At 71.0% G+C, this 19,659-nt stretch carries 22 protein-coding genes; 12 read left to right on the top strand and 10 right to left on the bottom strand.

Translation table 11 applies throughout. The annotated features are described in order from the left end of the window. Positions 1 to 69: 69 nt before the first annotated feature. The 12 genes from ABEG18_RS22935 to pufC all read left to right on the top strand — a co-directional run bounded on the left by ABEG18_RS22935 (position 70) and on the right by pufC (position 11,058). Complete coding sequence (locus ABEG18_RS22935; RefSeq protein ID WP_406855354.1) at positions 70 to 939, top strand: polyprenyl synthetase family protein; 870 nt, start codon at positions 70 to 72, stop codon at positions 937 to 939. Further along, positions 936 to 2,123 carry a methyltransferase gene (locus ABEG18_RS22930; protein ID WP_406855353.1) on the top strand — a complete coding sequence of 396 codons (1,188 nt, stop codon included), beginning with the start codon at positions 936 to 938 and terminating at the stop codon, positions 2,121 to 2,123. Before ABEG18_RS22935 ends, ABEG18_RS22930 begins: the two co-directional genes overlap by 4 nt. Positions 2,124 to 2,236: 113 nt before the next feature. Next, positions 2,237 to 3,172 carry a chlorophyll synthesis pathway protein BchC gene (gene bchC, locus ABEG18_RS22925; RefSeq protein ID WP_406855352.1) on the top strand — a complete coding sequence of 312 codons (936 nt, stop codon included), beginning with the start codon at positions 2,237 to 2,239 and terminating at the stop codon, positions 3,170 to 3,172. Next, a complete protein-coding gene (locus ABEG18_RS22920; protein ID WP_406855351.1) occupies positions 3,169 to 4,191 on the top strand; it encodes a chlorophyllide a reductase iron protein subunit X in 1,023 nt (340 codons plus the stop codon). The genes bchC and ABEG18_RS22920 overlap by 4 nt, the downstream gene beginning before the upstream one ends. Before the next feature lie 14 nt (positions 4,192 to 4,205). Beyond that, positions 4,206 to 5,759 (top strand): chlorophyllide a reductase subunit Y, encoded by a 1,554-nt coding sequence (gene bchY, locus ABEG18_RS22915; RefSeq protein WP_406855350.1) that lies wholly within the window; start codon positions 4,206 to 4,208, stop codon positions 5,757 to 5,759. Continuing rightward, entirely contained in the window at positions 5,753 to 7,210 is a 1,458-nt protein-coding gene (bchZ, locus tag ABEG18_RS22910) for a chlorophyllide a reductase subunit Z (protein ID WP_406855349.1), read from the top strand. The genes bchY and bchZ overlap by 7 nt, the downstream gene beginning before the upstream one ends. Beyond that, entirely contained in the window at positions 7,207 to 7,509 is a 303-nt protein-coding gene (locus ABEG18_RS22905) for a hypothetical protein (RefSeq protein WP_406855348.1), read from the top strand. The genes bchZ and ABEG18_RS22905 overlap by 4 nt, the downstream gene beginning before the upstream one ends. A gap of 129 nt (positions 7,510 to 7,638) precedes the next feature. Further along, on the top strand, positions 7,639 to 7,869 hold the full coding sequence (gene pufB, locus ABEG18_RS22900) for a light-harvesting antenna LH1, beta subunit (protein WP_406855347.1): 231 nt from the start codon (positions 7,639 to 7,641) through the stop codon (positions 7,867 to 7,869). Between the two features lie 12 nt (positions 7,870 to 7,881). Then, on the top strand, positions 7,882 to 8,067 hold the full coding sequence (gene pufA / locus ABEG18_RS22895) for a light-harvesting antenna LH1, alpha subunit (protein WP_406855346.1): 186 nt from the start codon (positions 7,882 to 7,884) through the stop codon (positions 8,065 to 8,067). A 126-nt stretch (positions 8,068 to 8,193) separates the two neighbouring features. Next, positions 8,194 to 9,018 (top strand): photosynthetic reaction center subunit L, encoded by an 825-nt coding sequence (gene pufL / locus ABEG18_RS22890; protein WP_406855345.1) that lies wholly within the window; start codon positions 8,194 to 8,196, stop codon positions 9,016 to 9,018. Between the two features lie 16 nt (positions 9,019 to 9,034). Further along, positions 9,035 to 10,015 carry a photosynthetic reaction center subunit M gene (gene pufM / locus ABEG18_RS22885; protein ID WP_406855344.1) on the top strand — a complete coding sequence of 327 codons (981 nt, stop codon included), beginning with the start codon at positions 9,035 to 9,037 and terminating at the stop codon, positions 10,013 to 10,015. Next, positions 10,012 to 11,058, top strand: a complete 1,047-nt coding sequence (gene pufC, locus ABEG18_RS22880) for a photosynthetic reaction center cytochrome PufC (RefSeq protein ID WP_406855343.1) — start codon at positions 10,012 to 10,014, stop codon at positions 11,056 to 11,058. The genes pufM and pufC overlap by 4 nt, the downstream gene beginning before the upstream one ends. Positions 11,059 to 11,274: 216 nt before the next feature. On the opposite strand, the gene hemA is transcribed toward pufC, so the two are convergent. The 10 genes from hemA to bchL are packed head-to-tail and all read right to left on the bottom strand — an operon-like array spanning position 11,275 to position 19,647. Beyond that, the gene (gene hemA, locus ABEG18_RS22875) at positions 11,275 to 12,486 is read right to left on the bottom strand and encodes a 5-aminolevulinate synthase (RefSeq protein WP_406855342.1); all 1,212 of its coding nucleotides are present in this window, start codon (positions 12,484 to 12,486) and stop codon (positions 11,275 to 11,277) included. Beyond that, complete coding sequence (puhE, locus tag ABEG18_RS22870) at positions 12,483 to 13,370, bottom strand: putative photosynthetic complex assembly protein PuhE (RefSeq protein ID WP_406855341.1); 888 nt, start codon at positions 13,368 to 13,370, stop codon at positions 12,483 to 12,485. Before puhE ends, hemA begins: the two co-directional genes overlap by 4 nt. A gap of 9 nt (positions 13,371 to 13,379) precedes the next feature. Then, positions 13,380 to 14,447, bottom strand: coding sequence for a magnesium-protoporphyrin IX monomethyl ester (oxidative) cyclase (acsF, locus tag ABEG18_RS22865; protein ID WP_406855340.1), 1,068 nt, complete (start codon positions 14,445 to 14,447; stop codon positions 13,380 to 13,382). Further along, positions 14,444 to 14,752 (bottom strand): hypothetical protein, encoded by a 309-nt coding sequence (locus tag ABEG18_RS22860; RefSeq protein ID WP_406855339.1) that lies wholly within the window; start codon positions 14,750 to 14,752, stop codon positions 14,444 to 14,446. The genes acsF and ABEG18_RS22860 overlap by 4 nt, the downstream gene beginning before the upstream one ends. Beyond that, complete coding sequence (puhC, locus tag ABEG18_RS22855; protein ID WP_406855338.1) at positions 14,749 to 15,210, bottom strand: photosynthetic complex assembly protein PuhC; 462 nt, start codon at positions 15,208 to 15,210, stop codon at positions 14,749 to 14,751. Before puhC ends, ABEG18_RS22860 begins: the two co-directional genes overlap by 4 nt. Before the next feature lie 11 nt (positions 15,211 to 15,221). Continuing rightward, complete coding sequence (gene puhB, locus ABEG18_RS22850; RefSeq protein ID WP_406855337.1) at positions 15,222 to 15,911, bottom strand: photosynthetic complex putative assembly protein PuhB; 690 nt, start codon at positions 15,909 to 15,911, stop codon at positions 15,222 to 15,224. Then, the gene (puhA, locus tag ABEG18_RS22845; RefSeq protein ID WP_406855336.1) at positions 15,908 to 16,675 is read right to left on the bottom strand and encodes a photosynthetic reaction center subunit H; all 768 of its coding nucleotides are present in this window, start codon (positions 16,673 to 16,675) and stop codon (positions 15,908 to 15,910) included. The genes puhB and puhA overlap by 4 nt, the downstream gene beginning before the upstream one ends. A 16-nt stretch (positions 16,676 to 16,691) precedes the next feature. Next, complete coding sequence (locus ABEG18_RS22840) at positions 16,692 to 18,119, bottom strand: BCD family MFS transporter (protein WP_406855335.1); 1,428 nt, start codon at positions 18,117 to 18,119, stop codon at positions 16,692 to 16,694. Continuing rightward, complete coding sequence (bchM, locus tag ABEG18_RS22835) at positions 18,116 to 18,817, bottom strand: magnesium protoporphyrin IX methyltransferase (protein WP_406855334.1); 702 nt, start codon at positions 18,815 to 18,817, stop codon at positions 18,116 to 18,118. Before bchM ends, ABEG18_RS22840 begins: the two co-directional genes overlap by 4 nt. Beyond that, a complete protein-coding gene (gene bchL / locus ABEG18_RS22830; protein WP_406858685.1) occupies positions 18,817 to 19,647 on the bottom strand; it encodes a ferredoxin:protochlorophyllide reductase (ATP-dependent) iron-sulfur ATP-binding protein in 831 nt (276 codons plus the stop codon). The genes bchM and bchL overlap by 1 nt, the downstream gene beginning before the upstream one ends. Positions 19,648 to 19,659: the final 12 nt, after the last annotated feature.

Raw genomic sequence — 19,659 nt, 5'->3', positions numbered from 1 at the left:
TGAATTCGGAGTTGTCAATTTGAGATGACAGTTTACTCTGACAATTCAGATGGACACAGGAGCGCCGCCATGGACGCCGCACGCCGCATCGAAGACGCCCTCCAGGCCGCTCTCGCCACGGCCGGCGGGCCGGGCGGCCCGCCCCGGCTCGCCGCCGCCATGCGGGACGCCGTGTTTCCGGGCGGCGCGCGGGTGCGGTCTCGCCTCACGCTGGCGGTGGCCCAGGCGTGCGGCGACGACGCGCCGGAGGTGTCGGACGCGGCCGCGGCGGCGATCGAGATCCTGCATTGCGCCTCGCTGGTGCATGACGACCTGCCCTGCTTCGACGACGCGCCCATCCGGCGCGGCAAGCCCTCGGTGCACGCCGCCTTCGGCCAGCCGCTGGCGGTGCTGGCCGGCGACGCCCTGATCGTGCTCGCCTTCGAGACCATCGCGTGCGGGGCGTCGCGGCGGCCCGGCCGCATCGGGCGGCTGGTTTCGACGATCGGCGCCGCGGTGGGCGCGCCGCACGGCATTTGCGCCGGGCAGGCCTGGGAGTGCGAGCCCAGCGTCCCGCTGGCGCTCTACCAGCAGGCCAAGACGGGGGCGCTCTTCGCCGCCGCGACGGCCGCCGGGGCGGCGGCGTGCGGGCGCAGCGGCGACGCCTGGCGGCCGCTCGGCCTGCAGCTCGGCGAGGCCTTCCAGGTCGCCGACGACATCCGCGACGTCTATTGCACGGCCGAGGACCTCGGCAAGCCGATCAACCGCGACGCCGCGCTGGGCCGGCCCAACGCCGCCGCCGCGATGGGGCTGCCTGAGGCGATCCTGCACCTCAAGCGTCTGCTCGCCTCCGCGGTCGACTCCATTCCGCCCTGCCCCGGGGCGGACGACCTTCGCCGCCTCATCGTGGCGCAGACGGCGACGTTCCTGCCCAAGGAACTCGCCCTGAAAGCCGCATGACCGCCGCCGAGCCTCCGGGACGCGCGCTCGCCGGTCCCGCTCCGGCGGGCCCTGCGGCGCGGTCGTCGCTGGCGGAGGCCGCCGCGGCGTGTCGCCTCGGCTGGCTGGGGCTGCGCAACCGCCTGCTGATGCGGCCCGGCTTCCAGCGCTGGGCGTCCTCTTTCCCGCTGACGCGGCGCGTGGCGCGCCGCAAGGCCCGCGAGACCTTCGACCTCGTGGCCGGCTTCGTCTACTCGCAGGTGCTCGCCGCGACGGTGCGGCTCGGCCTGCTGCCGATGTTGGCGGACGGCCCGCAGGACGCGCCCGCGCTGGCCCGACGCCTGGGCCTTCCGGTCGAGGCGGCGTCCCGGCTGCTCCATGCGGCCGCCTCGCTCAAGCTGGCGCAGGCTGTCGGGGACGGGCGCTTCGTGCTGGGCGAGCGCGGCGCGGCGCTGCTCGGCAACCCGGGCGCGCTCGCCATGGTGGAGCACCACGCCATCGTGTACGACGACCTGCGCGACCCGGTCGCGCTGCTGCGCGGCGAGGTCCGCGCCACCCGGCTCTCGGCGTTCTGGACCTATGCGGGAGAGCGGCGCGACGCCGCCCCCGAGGCCGCCGCGGCCTACAGCGCCCTGATGGCGGCGTCCATGCCGCTGCTGGCTGACGACATCCTGGAGGCCTACCGGTTCGCGCGCCACCGGCGCCTGCTCGACGTCGGCGGCGGCGAGGGCGCCTTCGCGGCGGCCGTCGCGGCGCGGACGCAGGATATTCGAATCACGGTGTTCGATCTGCCGGAGGTGGCGGCCCGCGCCGAGCGGCGGCTGTCCGGGCCAGCCTTCTCCGGGCGCATCGACGTCGCGGCGGGCGATTTCTTCGCCGGGCTGCCCGCGGGGGCGGACGCGGCGAGCCTGGTGCGCATCCTTCACGACCACGACGACGACGCGGCGTTGCGGCTGCTGCGGGCCATCCATGCGGCGCTGCCGCCCGGGGGCGCGCTGCTGGTGGCCGAGCCCTTCGCCGGAGAGGCGGGAGCCGAGCCGATCGGCGACGCCTATTTCGGCTTCTACCTCCTGGCCATGGGGCAAGGCCGCGCCCGCCGCCCCGCCGAGGTCCTGGCCTTGCTGGGGCAGGCCGGTTTCGCGAGCGCGCGTCTGGTGAGGACGCGCCGCCCGATGCTGACCGGCTTGATCGTCGCCACGCGTTGACGTGAGCGGCGTAAAAAAAGATTGACGCTTTTCTGTGTCAAGTTAGTCTGACAGTGAGACGGGAGCGCCGGCGTCCACGCCGTGAGCGCCGCCCGCCCAATCGGGGAAGAATCATGCAGGCCCTCGCGGTCGTCCTGGAGAAGCCCGGCGCGCTCACGCTCCGCCCGCTCGAGCTGTCGAGCCCCGGCGCCGAGGACGTGGTCGTCGCGGTGGACTGGACGGGCATCAGCACCGGCACCGAGCGGCTGCTCTGGTCCGGCCGGATGCCGCCCTTCCCGGGCATGGGCTATCCGCTGGTGCCGGGCTACGAGACCGTCGGGCGCGTGATCGCCGCCGGCGACCGGTCCGGCCGGTCGGAGGGGGACGCGGTCTTCGTGCCGGGCGCGCGCTGCTTCGGCGACGTGCGCGGGCTCTTCGGCGGCGCGGCTTCGCGACTGGTCACGGCCGGCGCCCGCACCACGCTCGCCCCCACCGGGCTCGGCGAGCAGGCCGTGCTCCTCGCGCTGGCGGCGACCGCCCAGCATGCGCGGGCCGCTTCGAAGCCGGGACGCGAGCTGATCGTCGGCCACGGCGTGCTGGGCCGCCTGCTGGCGCGCCTCTCGGTCGCGGCGGGCGGCGAGCCGGTGGTGTGGGAGACCAACTCCTCCCGGCGCGACGGCGCGCTTGGCTATGCGGCGGTCGATCCGGCCGACGACGCGCGCTGCGACTATGAGGTCGTCTACGACGTCAGCGGCGACAGCACGATCCTGGACCGGCTGATCCCGCGCCTGGCCCCCGGCGGCGAGATCGTGCTCGCCGGCTTCTACGACCAGAGCCTCGCCTTCGCGTTCCCGGCCGCCTTCATGCGCGAGGCGCGCATCCGCGTCGCCGCGGAATGGCGCCCCGCCGACCTGGACGCCGTCACTGCGCTGCTCGCCGCCGGCGCGCTGTCGCTCGACGGACTGATCACCCACCGCCGCGGGGCCCTGGACGCCGGATCCGCCTACCGGACCGCGTTCGAAGACCCGTCCTGCATCAAGATGGTCCTCGACTGGAGAGACTGCGCATGAGCATCGCCCCGAGTCTCGACTTCAGAAGCTCCGCCCCGGCGGCGGCGCGCGTCGCCGCCCTGCGCGAGGAGGCCGCCGCGCCGCTGGACCCTGTGCCGACGCAGAGCGTCAAGCAGACGCAGATCATCGCGATCTACGGCAAGGGCGGGATCGGCAAGAGCTTCACGCTGGCCAATCTCAGCTACATGATGGCCCAGCAGGGCAAGAAGGTGCTGCTCATCGGCTGCGATCCGAAGAGCGACACGACATCGCTGCTGTTCGGCGGGCGGGCCTGCCCCACCATCATCGAGACCTCCACGCGCAAGAAGCTCGCCGGCGAGCAGGTCGCCATCGGCGACGTCTGCTTCAAGCGCGACGGCGTCTACGCCATGGAGCTCGGCGGGCCGGAAGTGGGCCGCGGCTGCGGCGGACGCGGCATCATCCACGGCTTCGAGCTCCTGGAGAAGCTCGGCTTCCACGACTGGGGCTTCGACTACGTGCTCCTCGACTTCCTGGGCGACGTGGTGTGCGGCGGGTTCGGCCTGCCGATCGCCCGCGACATGTGCCAGAAGGTCATCATCGTCGGCTCGAACGACCTTCAGTCGCTCTATGTCGCCAACAATGTCTGCTCGGCGGTGGAGTATTTCCGCAAGCTCGGCGGCAATGTCGGCGTCGGCGGCATCGTCATCAACAAGGACGACGGCACGGGCGAGGCGCAGGCCTTCGCCGAGGCGGTCGGCATCCCGATCCTGGCCTCGATCCCGGCCGACGAGGACATCCGCCGCAAGAGCGCGAGCTACCAGATCATCGGCCAGCCCGGCGGCCCATGGGGCTCGCTGTTCGAGACGCTGGCGGCCAATGTGGCGGACGCCGCCCCGCACCAGCCCCGCACGCTGACCCAGGACACGCTGCTCGGCCTGTTCAAGAGCGACGCGGTGGGCCGCAACGTCGTGCTCGAGCCCGCCACCATGGAGGACATGTGCGGCGTCTCGGCGGTGACCAGGCCGTCCCTCGAAGTCGTCTACGACGAAGCGGTCTGACAGGGGCGCCCGCCATGACCGTGCTCACATCGCCCCCTCCCGCGCCGGCCGCCCCTGCGGGCGTGAACCTGGCCGCGGCGCAGGCCGACGGCCTCGGCTGCCACGCCGGCAAGGACGAGATGCGCCAGGCCGCCATCGCGGCGGGCGACGCCGCCGGCGCGCGGGAGACGCTGGAGCGCTATGCGCAGGACTATCCGACCGGTCCCCACGACCAGCCCCAGAGCATGTGCCCGGCCTTCGGGTCGCTTCGGGTCGGCCTGCGCATGCGGCGCACCGCCGTGGTGCTGTCCGGCTCGGCCTGCTGCGTCTATGGGCTGACCTTCACGTCGCATTTCTACGGCGCCAAGCGCAGCGTCGGCTATGTGCCGTTCAATTCCGAGACGCTGGTCACCGGCAAGCTGTTCGAGGACATCCGCGAGGCGGTGTTCAAGCTGGCCGACCCGGACGCCTATGACGCGGTCGTGGTGATCAATCTGTGCGTGCCGACCGCCTCCGGCGTGCCGCTGCGCCTGCTGCCGAAGGAGATCAACGGCGTCCGGATCATCGGCATCGACGTGCCGGGCTTCGGCGTCCCGACCCATGCGGAGGCGAAGGACGTGCTCGCCGGCGCTATGCTGGCCTATGCGCGCCGCGAGGCGGAGCAGGGCCCCGTGCAGGCGCCGCGGACCGGCAAGGACGACCGCCCCTCCGTCACCCTGCTGGGCGAGCTCTTCCCGGCCGACCCGGTGCAGATCGGCGGCATGCTGAACCTGCTCGGCCTATCGGCCGGCCCTGTGGTCCCCACGCGCGAATGGCGCGAGCTCTACCAGTCGCTGGACTGCGCGGCCGTGGCGGCGCTGCATCCGTTCTACACGGCGTCGATCCGCGAGTTCCAGGGCGCGGGACGCAAGGTCGTGGGCTCGGCCCCGGTCGGCCTCGACGGCACGGCCGCGTGGCTCGACGGGATCGGGGACGCCTGCGGGATCGCCCAGGGCGTCGTCGACGCCGCCAAGAACAAGCTCCTGCCGGCCATCCGGGCGGCGCTGGCGAATGCGCCGGTGCGCGGCCGCATCACGCTGTCGGGCTATGAGGGATCCGAGCTGCTGGTGGCCCGGCTGCTGGTCGAGAGCGGGGCGGACCTGCGCTATGTCGGCACGGCCTGCCCGCGCACGCCCTGGTCCGAGCAGGACCGCGACTGGCTGCAGGCGCATGGCGTGGCCGTGCAGTTCCGCGCCTCGCTGGAGCAGGACCTCGCCGCCATGCGGGAGTTCCGGCCCGACGTCGCTATCGGGACGACCCCGGTCGTGCAGAAGGCCAAGGAGCTCGCCATCCCGGCGCTCTACTTCACCAACCTGATCTCGGCCCGACCCCTCATGGGCGTCGCCGGAGCGGGGTCGCTCGCCAAGGTGATCGGCGGCGCCATCGCCAACAAGGGCCGCTTCGACGCCATGAACGCCTTCTTCGCCGGAGTCGGCCAGGGTGACGGCGCGGGCGTCTGGAGCGAGGTCCCGCGCGCCCGGCCGGAGTTCCGCAAGAAGCATCGCGCCAAGACGCAGGCGCGGCCGGCCGAGGAGATGGGCTCATGCTAGTCCTCGACCACGACCGGGCCGGCGGATACTGGGGCGCGGTCTATGTGTTCACCGCCATCAAGGGCCTGCAGGTGATCATCGACGGCCCGGTGGGCTGCGAGAACCTGCCGGTCACCTCCGTGCTGCACTACACGGACGCGCTGCCGCCGCACGAGCTGCCGATCGTCGTGACGGGCCTGGCCGAGGAAGAGCTCGGCCGCCACGGCACCGAGGGCGCGATGAAGCGCGCCCATGCGACGCTGGATCCCGACCTGCCGAGCGTGGTCGTGACGGGCTCCATCGCCGAGATGATCGGCGGCGGCGTCACGCCCGAGGGCACCGGGATCGCGCGGTTCCTGCCCCGCACCATCGACGAGGACCAGTGGCAATGCGCCAACCGGGCGCTGTTCTGGCTGTGGACGGAGCACGGCGCGCGCAAGGGCGTCGTTCCGAAGCGCAAGCCCCGCCAGCCCGGCGACAAGCCGCGGGTCAACATCGTCGGGCCGGCCTACGGCATGTTCAATACGCCCTCCGACGTGGCGGAGATCCGCCGGCTCGTCGAGGGGATCGGCGCGGAGGTCAACATGACCTTCCCGCTCGGCAGCCACCTCGCCGATGTCGGCCGCCTGGTCGACGCCGACGCCAATGTCTGCCTCTACCGCGAATATGGCCGGCTGCTCTGCGAGGCGCTGGACCGGCCCTACCTGCAGGCGCCGATCGGCCTGCACAGCACCACCAAGTTCCTGCGCTCGCTCGGCGAGATCCTGGGCCTCGACCCGGAGCCCTTCATCGAGCGCGAGAAGCACACGACCATCAAGCCGCTCTGGGACCTGTGGCGGTCGGTGACGCAGGACTTCTTCGGCACGGCGAGCTTCGCCATCGTGGCCGGTGAGACCTATGCGCGCGGCGTGCGGCATTTCCTCGAGGAGGAGATGGGGCTGCCCTGCACGTTCTCGTTCTCGCGCCTGGCCGGCCAGAAGACCGACAACGAGGCCGTGCGGACGGCCGTGCGGGAGCAGACCCCGCTGATCCTGTTCGGCAGCTTCAACGAGCGCATGTACCTGGCCGAGCGCGGCGCGCGGGCCATGTTCATCCCGGCCTCCTTTCCGGGCGCGATCGTGCGCCGGCACACCGGCACGCCCTTCATGGGCTACGCCGGGGCGACCTACCTGGTGCAGGAGGTCTGCAACGCGCTGTTCGACGCGCTCTTCCACATCCTGCCGCTGGCCGCGGATCTCGACAGGGTCGAGGCGACGCCGGCGCGCTACCTGCGCGAGCTGCCCTGGGACGACGCCGCCCGGACCAAGCTCGACGAACTGCTCGAGCTGCAACCCGTCCTCGTCCGGATCTCGGCGGCCAAGCGGCTGCGCGACGCGGCCGAGCGGGACGCCCGGCGGGCCGGAGAGGCCCGAGTCTCCGCCAGCCGCGTCGCGGCCGCGCGCCACGCCATCGAAGAGGGGAGAGCGGCATGACCGACTTCGCACAGCACGGCCCGATGAGCTTCAGCGCCGGCGCCGCGGAGCGGCGCGACGGCGGCGAGCCCAGCGCCTTCCTGTCGCCCCTGATGCGCCGCATGCGCAGCCGCGAGAGGCTGCAGTTCCGGCTCATCTTCGCCGTCACCTATCCGCTCTTCCTGGTCGTCGCGATGGTGCAGACGCTGGTCCCGGCCGCCCGCAACGCCTTCGCGGTCGAGGGGCCGGTGCGCGGCTCCGTGTTCCGCCGCGCCGCCATCCTGGCCAACAGCACCATTCCGTTCGCCTTCATGGGCTGAGGCGGTCTCCCTTCGGCGGGATTTCGCCTGCCGAGCCACCCGTTCCGGCGCTTGCCGCCGGGACGATCCCGCCGCGAGGCCCTCCTCGCGGTAACGCGCCCACCTGGCGAACACCTGGAGGTCAGACGTATGGCCACTCCCGCTGAAAGGCCGAGCACTCTGTCAGGACTGACGGAAAGCGAGGCGAAGGAATTCCACAGCATCTTCGTGACGAGCTTCATCATCTTCACGGTGATCGCGATCGTCGCCCACTTCCTCGTCTGGCAGTGGCGGCCGTGGTTGCCTGGACCCAAGGGCTATTCGGCCCTGGCGGACCACGTGACGGTGGCGTTGCACGGCGTCCTGCCGTTCGTCAGCTAGGAGGACCGTCGCATGTGGAAAGTCTGGCTCCTTTTCGATCCGCGTCGCACGCTCGTGGCGCTCTTCACCTTCCTGTTCATCCTGGCCCTGCTGATCCATTTCATCCTGCTCAGCACGGACCGGTTCAACTGGCTGGAAGGTCCGCGTCGCGCGGTGCAGGGCCTCGCGCCCGTCGTCCAGCTCGTCCTGCCGGCCTGAACGATCCCGGGTCGCCTCGCGCGGCCCACGCTGCGGGCGGGTCCTCGGATCCGGCCGCAGCTTGAATTCGCTCCCCCCGAGCCCTGAACGCCCGAAACCCACGGCGCCGCGTGGAGGACACCTGCGATGGCCATGCTGAGCTTCGAACGAAAATACCGCGTGCGCGGCGGCACCCTGATCGGCGGCGACCTCTTCGATTTCTGGATCGGGCCCTTTTATGTGGGCTTTTTCGGCGTCACCACGATCTTCTTTGCGGCGCTCGGCACGGCGCTGATCGTCTATGGGGCGGCGCTCGGGCCGACCTGGAACCTGTGGCAGATCAACATCGCGCCGCCGGACCTGAAATACGGCCTCGCCTTCGCGCCGCTGAAGGAGGGCGGGCTCTGGCAGCTCATCACCTTCTGCGCCATCGGGGCGTTCGCCTCCTGGGCGCTGCGCGAGGTGGAGATCTGCCGCAAGCTCGGCATCGGCTACCACGTTCCCTTCGCGTTCTCGGTGGCGATCTTCGCCTATGTGTCGCTCGTGGTGATCAGGCCCGTCCTGCTGGGCGCCTGGGGACACGGCTTCCCGTACGGCATCATCAGCCATCTCGACTGGGTGTCGAACACCGGCTACCAGTATCTCCACTTCCATTACAATCCGGCGCACATGCTGGCCGTGACGTTCTTCTTCACGACCACCTTGGCGCTCTCGCTGCATGGTGCGCTGATCCTGTCGGCGACCAATCCGGCGCCGGGCGAGACCGTGAAGACGCCGGAATACGAAGACACGTTCTTCCGCGACACCATCGGCTACTCCATCGGAACGCTGGGCATCCACCGGCTCGGCCTGTTCCTGGCCCTCTCGGCCGGGTTCTGGAGCGCGGTCTGCATCATCATCAGCGGACCGTTCTGGACCCGCGGCTGGCCGGAGTGGTGGACCTGGTGGCTCAATCTCCCGATCTGGCGCTGAGACGAAGGGGGCATCCATGCCCGAGTACCAGAACATTTTCACGCAGGTGCAGCTCCGCGCGGCTCCCGAGCTCGGCGTTCCGCTCAAGCGCGGCAACGCCGCCCGGTCGGGCGTGCCCTCCTACGAATACTGGGCCGGCAAGGTCGGCAACGCCCAGATCGGTCCGATCTATCTGGGCTTTCTGGGCAGCCTGTCGCTGGTCTGCGGGCTGATCGCCTTCGAGATCATCGGGCTCAACATGTGGGCGTCGGTGAACTGGGATCCGGTTCAGTTCCTCCGGCAGCTGCCGTGGCTCGCCCTGGAGCCGCCGCGCCCGGAATACGGGCTGCGCATCCTGCCCCCGCTCGCCGAAGGCGGCTGGTGGCTGATGGCCGGCTTCTTCCTCACTACCTCGATCCTCCTGTGGTGGCTGCGGACCTACCGGCGGGCCCGGGCGCTCGGCATGGGCACGCATGTGGCCTGGGCCTTCGCGGCGGCGATCTGGCTCTATCTGGTGCTGGGCTTCATCCGCCCGATCCTGATGGGCAACTGGGGCGAGGCGGTGCCTTTCGGCATCTTCCCGCATCTGGACTGGACCGCGGCCTTCTCGATCCGCTACGGCAACCTCTTCTACAACCCGTTCCACATGCTCTCGATCGTCTTCCTGTATGGCGCGACGCTTCTGTTCGCCATGCATGGGGCCACGATCCTGGCCGTCGGGCGGTATGGCGGCGAGCGCGAGATCGAGCAGATCTACGACCGGGGCACGGCGTCTGAACGCGCCGCCCTGTTCTGGCGCTGGACCATGGGCTTCAACGCCACGATGGAGTCGATCCATCGCTGGGCGTGGTGGTTCGCGGTGCTGTGCCCGCTCACGGGGGGCATCGGAATCCTGCTCACCGGCACGGTGGTGGACAACTGGTATCTGTGGGCCGTCAAGCACGGCGTCGCGCCCAGCTACCCTCAGGTCTTCGCCCCCGTCCTCGATCCGGCCGCACTCAGCGGGGTCACGAAATGAGAACGATCCTCTCCCTCGCGGCGGTCGTCGCCGCGGTCCTGCTCACCGGAGCCATGGCGCTCACGGCGGGCTGGGTGCGGCCGCCGATCCGATCGGCGCAGCTCGGCTTCCGCGGCCTCGCCATGGAGCAGAACGTGGCGCCCTCCGAGCAGGCGCGCCTCAAGGCCGCCAACGTGGTCCCGGAGGCCAGCGAGCAGGCGCCCGCCGGCGGCCCGCTGGCCACCACCGAGTACCAGAACGTCAAGGTGCTGACCGACCTCACCACCGACCAGTTCAACCGGGTGATGCTGTCGATCACCGAGTGGGTCGCGCCCGAGCAGGGCTGCGCCTACTGCCACAATGTCGAGAACCTGGCGGATGACGGCCTCTACACCAAGACGGTGGCGCGCCGCATGTTCCAGATGACGCGGGCCATCAACAACGACTGGAAGGCCCATGTCGCCGAGACCGGGGTCACCTGCTACACCTGCCACCGCGGCAATCCGGTTCCCCGCTATGTCTGGTACAACAACCCCGGCCCGGCGCACGCCAACGGCTTTGCGGCCGACCGCCAGGGCCAGAACGTCGCCTCGAAGGCGGCCGGAATGTCGTCGCTGCCCTATACGGCGATCGACAACCTGCTGATCGGCGGCTCGCTGCGCGACACCGAGAACATCCGCGTGGTCTCCACCACGGCGCTGCCCGAGGGCAAGGGCAAGACCATCAAGCAGACCGAGCAGACCTACTCGCTGATGATGCACATGTCCGAGGGACTGGGCGTGAACTGCACCTTCTGCCACAACAGCCGGGCCTTCTCGCAGTGGCAGCAGAGCACGCCGCAGCGCGTGACGGCCTGGCACGGGATCCAGATGGTGCGCGACCTCAACGCGCAGTATCTCGACCCGCTGAAGCCCACCTATCCGCCGAACCGCCTGGGCGTGCTCGGCGACGCGCCGAAAGCCAACTGCGCGACCTGCCACCAGGGCCTGAACAAGCCGCTCTATGGCGCCAGCATGATCAAGGACTATCCCGAGCTCGGCGCCGGCCACGCGCCCACGCCCTAAGCCGTCCCGGGAGCGCGACCACCACAGGGGAGGAGCCAACAGCTCCTCCCCTTTTCGATTCGGCTTCGCCCCAGCCGGGCCACGCGCCGGCCGCGCCAGCGCGACGAAAGAGCCCGGCGGAGCTTGTCGCTTCCGCCGGGCTGAAGGGTTGGTGGGCTGGTGGGCGCCTGCCGCTCGGCGGCTCAGGCCGCTGGGCGGCTCAGGCCGCTGGGCGGCTCACGCCGCGCGCTTCAGGCCGATCTCGGCCCAGATCGTGGTCAGCGCCGCCAGGAGGTGGTCGATGTCGGCGTCGGTGTGGAGCGGCGAGGGCGTGATGCGCAGCCGCTCGGTCCCGCGCGGGACGGTCGGGTAGTTGATGGGCTGGACGTAGACGCCCCACTGCTCGAGCAGGATGTCGCTGATGCGCTTGCACTGGGCGGCGTCGCCCACCATCACGGGGACGATGTGGCTGTCGTTGCGCAGATGGGGGATGCCGGCCGCGTCGAGGCGGCGGCGCACCTGCGCCACCCGATCCTGCTGCATGGCGCGCTCGGCGCCGCTCCGCTTCAGATGGCGGATGCTGGCGGCGGCGCCCGCCGCGACCGCCGGCGGCAGCGCGGTGGTGAAGATGAAGCCCGACGCGAAGCTGCGCACGAAGTCGCAGAGCGCATGCGAGGCCGCGATATAGCCGCCCATGACGGCGAACGCCTTGCCGAGCGTGCCCTCGATGACGGTGAGCCGATGGGCGACGCCCTCGCGCTCGGCGATGCCGCCGCCGCGCGGGCCGTACATGCCCACGGCGTGAACCTCGTCCAGATAGGTCATCGCCCCATGCGCGTCGGCGACGTCGCAGAGCTCGGCGATGGGAGCGATGTCGCCGTCCATGGAGTAGACGGATTCGAAGGCCACCAGCTTGGGCGCCTTGGGATCGAGCTGGGCCAGCTTGCGGTCCAGGTCCTCCGGATCGCTGTGGCGGAAGATGTGGCGCTCGGCCCGGCTGTGCCGGATTCCCTCGATCATGGAGGCGTGGTTGCCCTCGTCCGACAGCACCACGCAGCCGGGGATCTGCGACGCCAGGGTGCCGAGGGCCGCCCAGTTGGAGACGTAGCCGGAGGTGAAGAGCAGCGCCGCCTCCTTGCCGTGCAGGTCGGCCAGTTCGCGCTCCAGCAGCACGTGCTCGTGATTGGTGCCGGAGATGTTGCGGGTGCCGCCGGCGCCGGCGCCGCAGCGGTCGAGCGCGTCATGCATGGCGGCGAGCACGTCCGCATGCTGGCCCATGCCGAGATAGTCGTTCGAGCACCAGACCGTGACGGTCGGGGCGGCGGGGTCGCTGTGCAGCGTCGCGCTCGGGAAGGCGCCGGCCTTGCGCTCGAGTTCGGCGAAGACCCGGTAGCGGCCTTCCCGGCGCAGGGCGTCAAGCTTTTGCTGGAAGAAACCTTCGTAGTTCATGGCGATCTCCGTGCGGCCGGCAGGCGCGGTTCGACGTCGAGGAAAGGACGGGTCCGCCGCGGCGCGCCCAGGAGGCGCGACTGCGGGGCGGCGGGCGAGGGATGGTCGGAACCGGGCTCACGGGCGACGGCCGGGGCGAAGCCCATCGCCCAGGCCGCGCCGGCGGGCAGCGGAATGAAGAGCAGCACGTGCTCGAAGGCCGCGAGGCAGAACAGGGCCGCCACCATGACGCTGCCCGCGGCCTGGAAGGGCGCGGCCTCGGGCGCGACCGCCTGGGCGGCGAACCAGGCCGCGGCGCCGGCCGCCGCCGCGATGGAGACGGGAAAGAGCGGGTTCATGGCCCGGCGGGTGAAGTAGCCGCGCAGATAGGCCAGGTGATCGGGCAGGAGATGCTCGCCGAGATTGCGGGCGCCCCAGTGGATGTTCAGCTTGGCGCTGAGCTTCATCGCCCAAATGGCCAGGAAGGCCCAGAGCCCATACGGATTGGGGTGGCCGACGGTGAGCCAGGCGACCGCGATCGCGGCGGCCAGGACCGCCAGCTCGTGGTGGATGACGGTCTGGACCGCCAACCGGAAGAGCCTCCATCCTGCCGCGCCGGGCGGGGGAGGGATGCGCCGCGGGCCGGTGACGTAGCCCATCAGGAAGCTCGTCTCCAGCCAGGCCCAGACGCCGACGCTCGACAGGAACGCCACGCAGGCGCCCCAGACGCTGGCGTCATCGGCGCTGCGCCACAGGCCATGGAAGCCGGCGGCCAGCACCAGGGTGGCGCCCGCCATGCTCCACGGGAAGGTGCGCGCGGGGAGCCGGTCCAGGAACAGGATCAGGCCCGTGCTGAACCACCAGGCGAAGACGGCCAGGAGGGCGGGCGGGGCGAGATCCCACACGGGCGGCTCCTACCAGACCGGGGCCAGGCGGATCTGCGCCGGCATGGCGTGCCATTTCGCCGGGATCGCGTAGAGCCGCGCGAAGACGAGCGCGGCCGCGGCCGTGAGCGCGGCGCGCTTGGCGAGCCCGAACACGCCGCCGCGGGCCTTGGCGTCCTCGATGCCCTGGGCGATCCGCCACAACCGGTCGAAGCCGGCGCGGAAGCGCGGATCGTCGATGTCGAGCGTCATCGGGAAGACCTGGCGGGAGTTCTCCGAGCAGATCTCGAAGACGCGGAAGTCATAGTCCGTCGGGTCGACGCCCAGCGCCTTGTGGAAGGCGGGGCGCGAATGGTCGCGCACATACATGGTGGCGTAGACGGCCAGCACGAAGAACTTGATCCAGTAGGCGTTGACGCCTTGCAGGAGGTGCGGGTTGGCGCGCATGAGCAGAGCGAAGGCCTCGCCGTGGCGGAACTCGTCGTTGCACCACTTCTCGAACCATTTGAAGATCGGGTGGATGCGACGCTCGGGATGCTTCTCCAGCTCGCGGAAGATCGTGATGTAGCGCGAATATCCGATCTTCTCGGACAGGTACGTGGCGTAGAAGATGAATTTCGGCTTGAAGAAGGTGTATTTCTTGGCCTTGGTCAGGAAGCCGAGATCGACGCCGACGCCGAAGTCCTTCAGCGTGTCGTTGATGAATCCGGCGTGACGCGCCTCGTCCCGGCTCATCAGGCCGAAGAGGTCGCGCATGTCGGGGTTCTTGGCCCGCTTCCTCATCTCCGCATAGAGCACGCAGCCGGAGAATTCCGCTGTGATGGAACTCACAAGGAAGTCGAGGAACTCCTTGCGCAGGTCCTCCGGCAGGTCCTCCAGCCGGAAGGCGTCGAACTCCTCGTTGCGGACGAAGTGGCGGCGGTTGGGGTCGCTCTTCAGCTCGGCGATCAGCAGGTCCCATTCCTGCCGGACGGATTCCACGTTGGTGCGGTCCATCTCGGCGAAGTCGGTGGTGTAGAAGCGCGGGCTGAGAACCGTGTTCTCCTGGGCCAGCCGGGTCGATTCGTTGAGGGAAGCGTTGCGCGCGGGAGCGTTCATAGCCGCATCCTTTCCGTGAAGCTGACGTCGTAAAGTTCGTAGAATTCCAGGTTGCCGGTGAGCTTCGTCCAGAAGCGCTCCAGCGTGGAGGCGCGCACCACCGTGGCGGTGCGCCGGAAGGTGGCGCGTTCGCCGAACGGCACCTCGGCCTCGGTCGGGGCGTCGTGCACCAGCACCTCGTCGCCCGGCCGGATCTCGATGTCGCCGTCCAGCGTCACATGGGCGTGGAGGCTCTCGGCCGTCTGCTCGATCTCGATCGTGCAAGGCGCCTCCAGCACGGTCCGTGCGAAGAATCCGTGGGTCATCGTGCGTCCTCTCCGGTCGGCATCATGTTTGCGAAGACCTGCGCGTTGGTGGGGCCGAAGGCCTCCAGGCTGACGCGCCGGCGCGTGGCGGGGTCCGTCAGGGACAGCGCGCCGTCGCTCCAGCGGGTGAGATGGAAGGGCGTCTCGTCGCCCAGGCCCTCGCGCCGGCGCTCGCGGACGAGGCCCCGCACCGTGGCGCGCAGGAAGCCGTCGCCGCCCGGCGCGAGGATGCGCTCCTCGCGGGTCCTCCCGATCACCGTGACGGCGACGCCGCCGTCCGGCCGGTCCGCGAAGCGCAGGTCGACCTCCGACACGGGCCTGCTGGGGGCGAGGCGCGTGACGCCCAGGTCCGTCCACCGCCCGAAGGCGGTCGCCAGCAGGGTCGCGCCGATCAGCGCTCCCGCGGCGAGCAGGATCGGGGTGGGGAGCGCCTGGCGATCCGATGGCGTGGCGGTCATGACGCTCCTCCTCACCCGCCCGACGCGCGGGCCATGCGCGGCGCGGATCCGAGCCCCGCCTCGTCCGAAGCCGCCATGGCGGCCACGACGATCCGGGGCGGCGGGGCGGGATTTGCGGCCGACAGCGCTTCGGCCAGCACGCCGGCCACGACCGCGGCGTCCGGCACGCAGCGCAGCATCGGCTCCGGCCGGGCCACGCGCCACGGGCGGGCATGCGGCCACAGCTGCATGTAGCCGAAGGCGGCCTTCCCCTTGGGGCGCAGCGGCAGGTCCCCAAGCCCGCCCGGGTGGCTGGCGAGCCCGGCGGCCTCGACCTGGGCGAACGGCACGTTCACGGCCATCGGCAGCGCCACCCCGATCTGCATGATCACGCGCCGGCTGGTGATCGTGTAGCTGGTCGTCCGGGCGACGAGCCACGCCATCACGGCCAGGATGCCGAGACCCGCGGCCGACAGGGTGATCGAGACCGCGGTGGTGCGCAGCACGCCGAGAAAGCCTTCGTCCTCGAAGGAGATCGTCGCCTGCCAGGCCCAAAGGGCGGCGAAATACAGCGCGAAGACGCGGATGTGGAAGACGTGCCGGGCCACGCCCGGCCAGGACGGGGAGCCGTGCCAGAGGACGACTTCCCCGGGCGGGAGCGAGCCGCCCGTCCCGGCCCGCCGGGCGGGTCCGCCGGGGCGGTGGTGGAGCGGGGCGTTCACAGCAGGGGCTCCGCGCGGGCCGGGGTCGCGTAGAGCGTGCCTGCGCCGTAATAGGCCGTGATCTTGTCCTCCTCCAGCCGGGTGACGCTGTCGGGCGAGCGCAGCGGCGGGACCCCGGCGAACTGCGCGCCGAGGATCGAGCGGACATTCACAATTCCCTTGAGCCCGTCGACCACCGCGAAGGTGACCGGCAGAAGCACGCGACGGCCCCCGCCCTCGGCCAACTCCACCTCGTAGTAGCGGGCCAGGAGTTCGGACCGGTCGACCCAGACGTCGGCGACCACGCCGGCGACGGCCCGGTCGGCGCCGGCCACCGTCATGCCGCGCGGATCGGGGTCGCGCGCCGCGATGGTGAAGTGGTCGTCGACCCGCATCGGCACGATGCGGGTGCGGCCGTCGAAGGTGACGTCGGCCACGTCGGCGCGCAGCGCGTAGGAGCCAGGGCCGACGCCCGCCGTCATGGGATCGCCCACCGGCTCGATCGGGGCGCCGGGCCACAGCGCCACCTTCTCGCCCGCGACGTCGCGGGGCGCCTCGACCCGGGGGGCGAAGACGAGGCCGGCCTGCCCCAGATCGAAGGTCTTGGGCGTCGGGATCAGCAGGAAGCCGCGGTCGCCGACGCCGGCGACCTCCGACTCCAGCGGATAGCCCTCGCGCCGGTCCTCGCGGCGCAGGTAGAAGATCAGTCCCGCAAAGAAGATCCAGAACGCGTAGAGGACGATCTGCGCGACGTCGATATATCCCGTGATGGCGCCCTTCGGCATGTCCTCGCTCCCCGCCTTAGCCTTCTGCTTCGATGAATGTGATGGACGCCGCGCTCCCGGGCCGGCGCCGCGCGCCGCGCACCAGGGGCCCGATCGCGATCAGGGTCGCGAACAGGAGGGCGATCTCGATGTGGTAGACGACCGAGTAGCCGACCGAGGCGTCCGTGAGCGCGACGCCCAGGGCGCCGCTCGTCGCCAGGTCGGAGACGACGTCCTTGAGCGCGCCGCCGGTCGCGATGGCGACGCCGGCGGCGCTGGCCTGCACCGCGCCCCACGCGCCGAGCGCGATGCCGGTTTCGCCGTTGCGGGCGATGGCCATGGAGGCGGTGAGGGTGCCGTGGGCGAAGAGGCCGCCGCCGAAGCCGATCAGGGCGACGCCGAGGCCGAAGACGAGCGCCGAGGCCAGCGGAGCCGCGAAGATGACGGCCGAGAAGGCCGCAACGCCGGCCAGCGCGCCGAGCGCGGCCACCCGGTGAGGGTCGGCGCCCCGGTTCAGCCGCCGGGCTGCGAGCGCGAGGCCCGCCAGCCCGCCGGCGGCGAGCGCCGCCGTGAGGGCGGTCGTGGCCGCCACCGAGAGCGTCAGGATCTGGCCCCCATAGGGCTCCAGCAGGATGTCCTGCATGCTGAACGCGGCCGTGCCGAGCCCGGTGGCGGCGAACAGGCGCAGCGCGTCGCCGCGGCCCGTGAGGGCGGACCAGGACTGGGCGAAGGACCAGCTCTCGGCGGGCGCCTCCCGGCGGGGCGCGCCCCGCGGCTCCTGCTTCCAGAGCGCCAGCAGGTTCAGCGCCATGGTGGCGACCGCCGCGCCCTGGATGACCTGGATGAGGCGGATCTGGCTGAAGGGATGGAGCAGCCAGCCGAACAGGATGGCGCTCGCCACCATGCCGACCAGCAGCATGGTGCACAGCAGGGCGACCACCCGGGGGCGCGTCGCCACGGGGGCGATGTCGGTCGCCAGCGCGAGGCCGACGGTCTGGACGGTGTGGAGCCCGGCGCCGACGAGCAGGAAGGCCAGCGCGGCCGCGCCCTGCCCGACGAAGGCCGGCGCATTGCTGTCGCCCGACAGCAGGATGAGGGCGAAGGGCATGATCGCCAGTCCGCCGAACTGGAGCAGCGCCCCGAACCACAGATAAGGGACCCGGCGCCAGCCCAGGAAGGAGCGGTGGTGGTCCGAGCGGTGGCCGACCACGGCGCGCAGCGGCGCGAAGACGAGCGGCAGCGAGACCATCAGGGCGACGAGCCAGGCCGGCAGGCCGAGCTCGACGATCATGACGCGGTTCAGGGTGCCGATGAGCAGCACGGCCGCCATCCCGACCGTGACCTGGAACAGAGACAGCCTCAGGAGCCGGCCGGCGGGGAGTTCGGTCGAAACGGCGTCCGCGAACGGAAGCATCCGCGGACCGATCCGCATCCAGCCCTTGATCATGAGGCCTTTCGGGCTCATCGCCGCACGAGCTCCATGGCCTGGGAGGTGTAGAAGCCGCTGGCGATGCGCTGCGTCCGGTTCGGCGCGAAGGCGCGCAGCGCCTCGGCCCGGCCCAGGATGGCGCGCAGGTCCGCCTCGGCGACCGGCTCCAGCGCCGGGGCCCGGTCGGCCCGCGGGAAGACGCGGCCCACGGCCCAGAAGGCCGTCAGCAGCGGGGTGCGGGGCGCGAAGGTGAACACGATGGAGCCGGAGGTGCGCTGCGCCAGCCCGCCCAGCACGCGGGCGACGTCGTGCTTGCCGTAGTGAATGAGGGAATCCATCGCGATGACATGGTCGAAGCCGCCGAGGGCGGGATCGAGCATGTCGCCGACCAGGAAGGTGACCGAGCCGGCGCCGGCGAGGCCCTGGCCGCGCTCGCGGGCGAGGTCGACGAGGGTCGCCGAGAGGTCGATGGCGACGACGTCCGCCCCGCGCCGGGCGGCCTCGAGGGCGGCCGCGCCCGTGCCGCAGCCTGCGTCGAGCACGCGCCGGCCGCGCAGGTCCAGCGGCAGCCACCCCAGCAGGGTGGCCCGCATGGCGTCGCGGCCGGCCCGCACCGTGGCGCGGATGCGGCCCACGGGCGCGTCGGAGGTGAGCCTCGACCAGGCCTCGACGGCGGTCCGGTCGAAATAGGTCTCGAGTTCGCCCTTGCGGGCCGCGTAGGTGGCGGTCGGCATCAGTCGAATCCCAGGAATTCGAAGAGGTCGCGATCCTTCATCGGCTTGGCGTCGAGCTGGTCGACGCCGGCCCACAGGCGCGCGGCGAGCTGCATGTACTCGGCCTTGACGGCTTCGAGTTCGGGCGTGCTCTCCATTTCGAAGAGCGTCGACTTCTTCAGCCGGCTGCGGCGCACGACGTCGAGGTCCGGGAAATGGGCCAGGCGCTGCAGCCCGACGGCCTCGTTGAAGCGGTCGATCTGGTCCGTCCCGGCGCTGCGGTTGGCGATGACGCCGCCGATGCGGACATTGTAGTTCTTCGACTTGGAGTGGATGGCGGCCACGATCCGGTTCATGGCGAAGATGGAGTCGAAGTCGTTGGCGGTGACGATCAGGCCCCGGTCGGCGTGCTGCAGCGGCGCGGCGAAGCCGCCGCACACCACGTCGCCCAGCACGTCGAAGATCACCACGTCGGTGTCGTCGAGCAGGTGGTGCTCCTTGAGGAGCTTGACGGTCTGGCCCACCACATAGCCGCCGCAGCCGGTGCCGGCCGGCGGGCCGCCCGCCTCGACGCACATCACGCCGCCATAGCCCTCGGCCACGAAATCCTCGACCCGCAGCTCCTCGGAGTGGAAATCCACCGATTCCAGCGCGTCGATGACGGTCGGGGCGAGCCGCTTGGTGAGCGTGAAGGTGCTGTCGTGCTTGGGGTCGCAGCCGATCTGCAGGACGCGCTTGCCCAGCCGCGAGAAGGCGACGGAGAGGTTGGACGAGGTCGTGCTCTTGCCGATCCCGCCCTTGCCGTAGATGGCGAAGACCTTGGCGGTCCCGATCCTGACGTTCGGGTCCATCTGCACCTGGAC

It is taken from the genome of Alsobacter sp. KACC 23698, from assembly GCF_045348435.1.
Classification (GTDB): domain Bacteria; phylum Pseudomonadota; class Alphaproteobacteria; order Rhizobiales; family Beijerinckiaceae; genus Alsobacter.
This window is presented reverse-complemented; position numbering and strand designations above follow the sequence as displayed.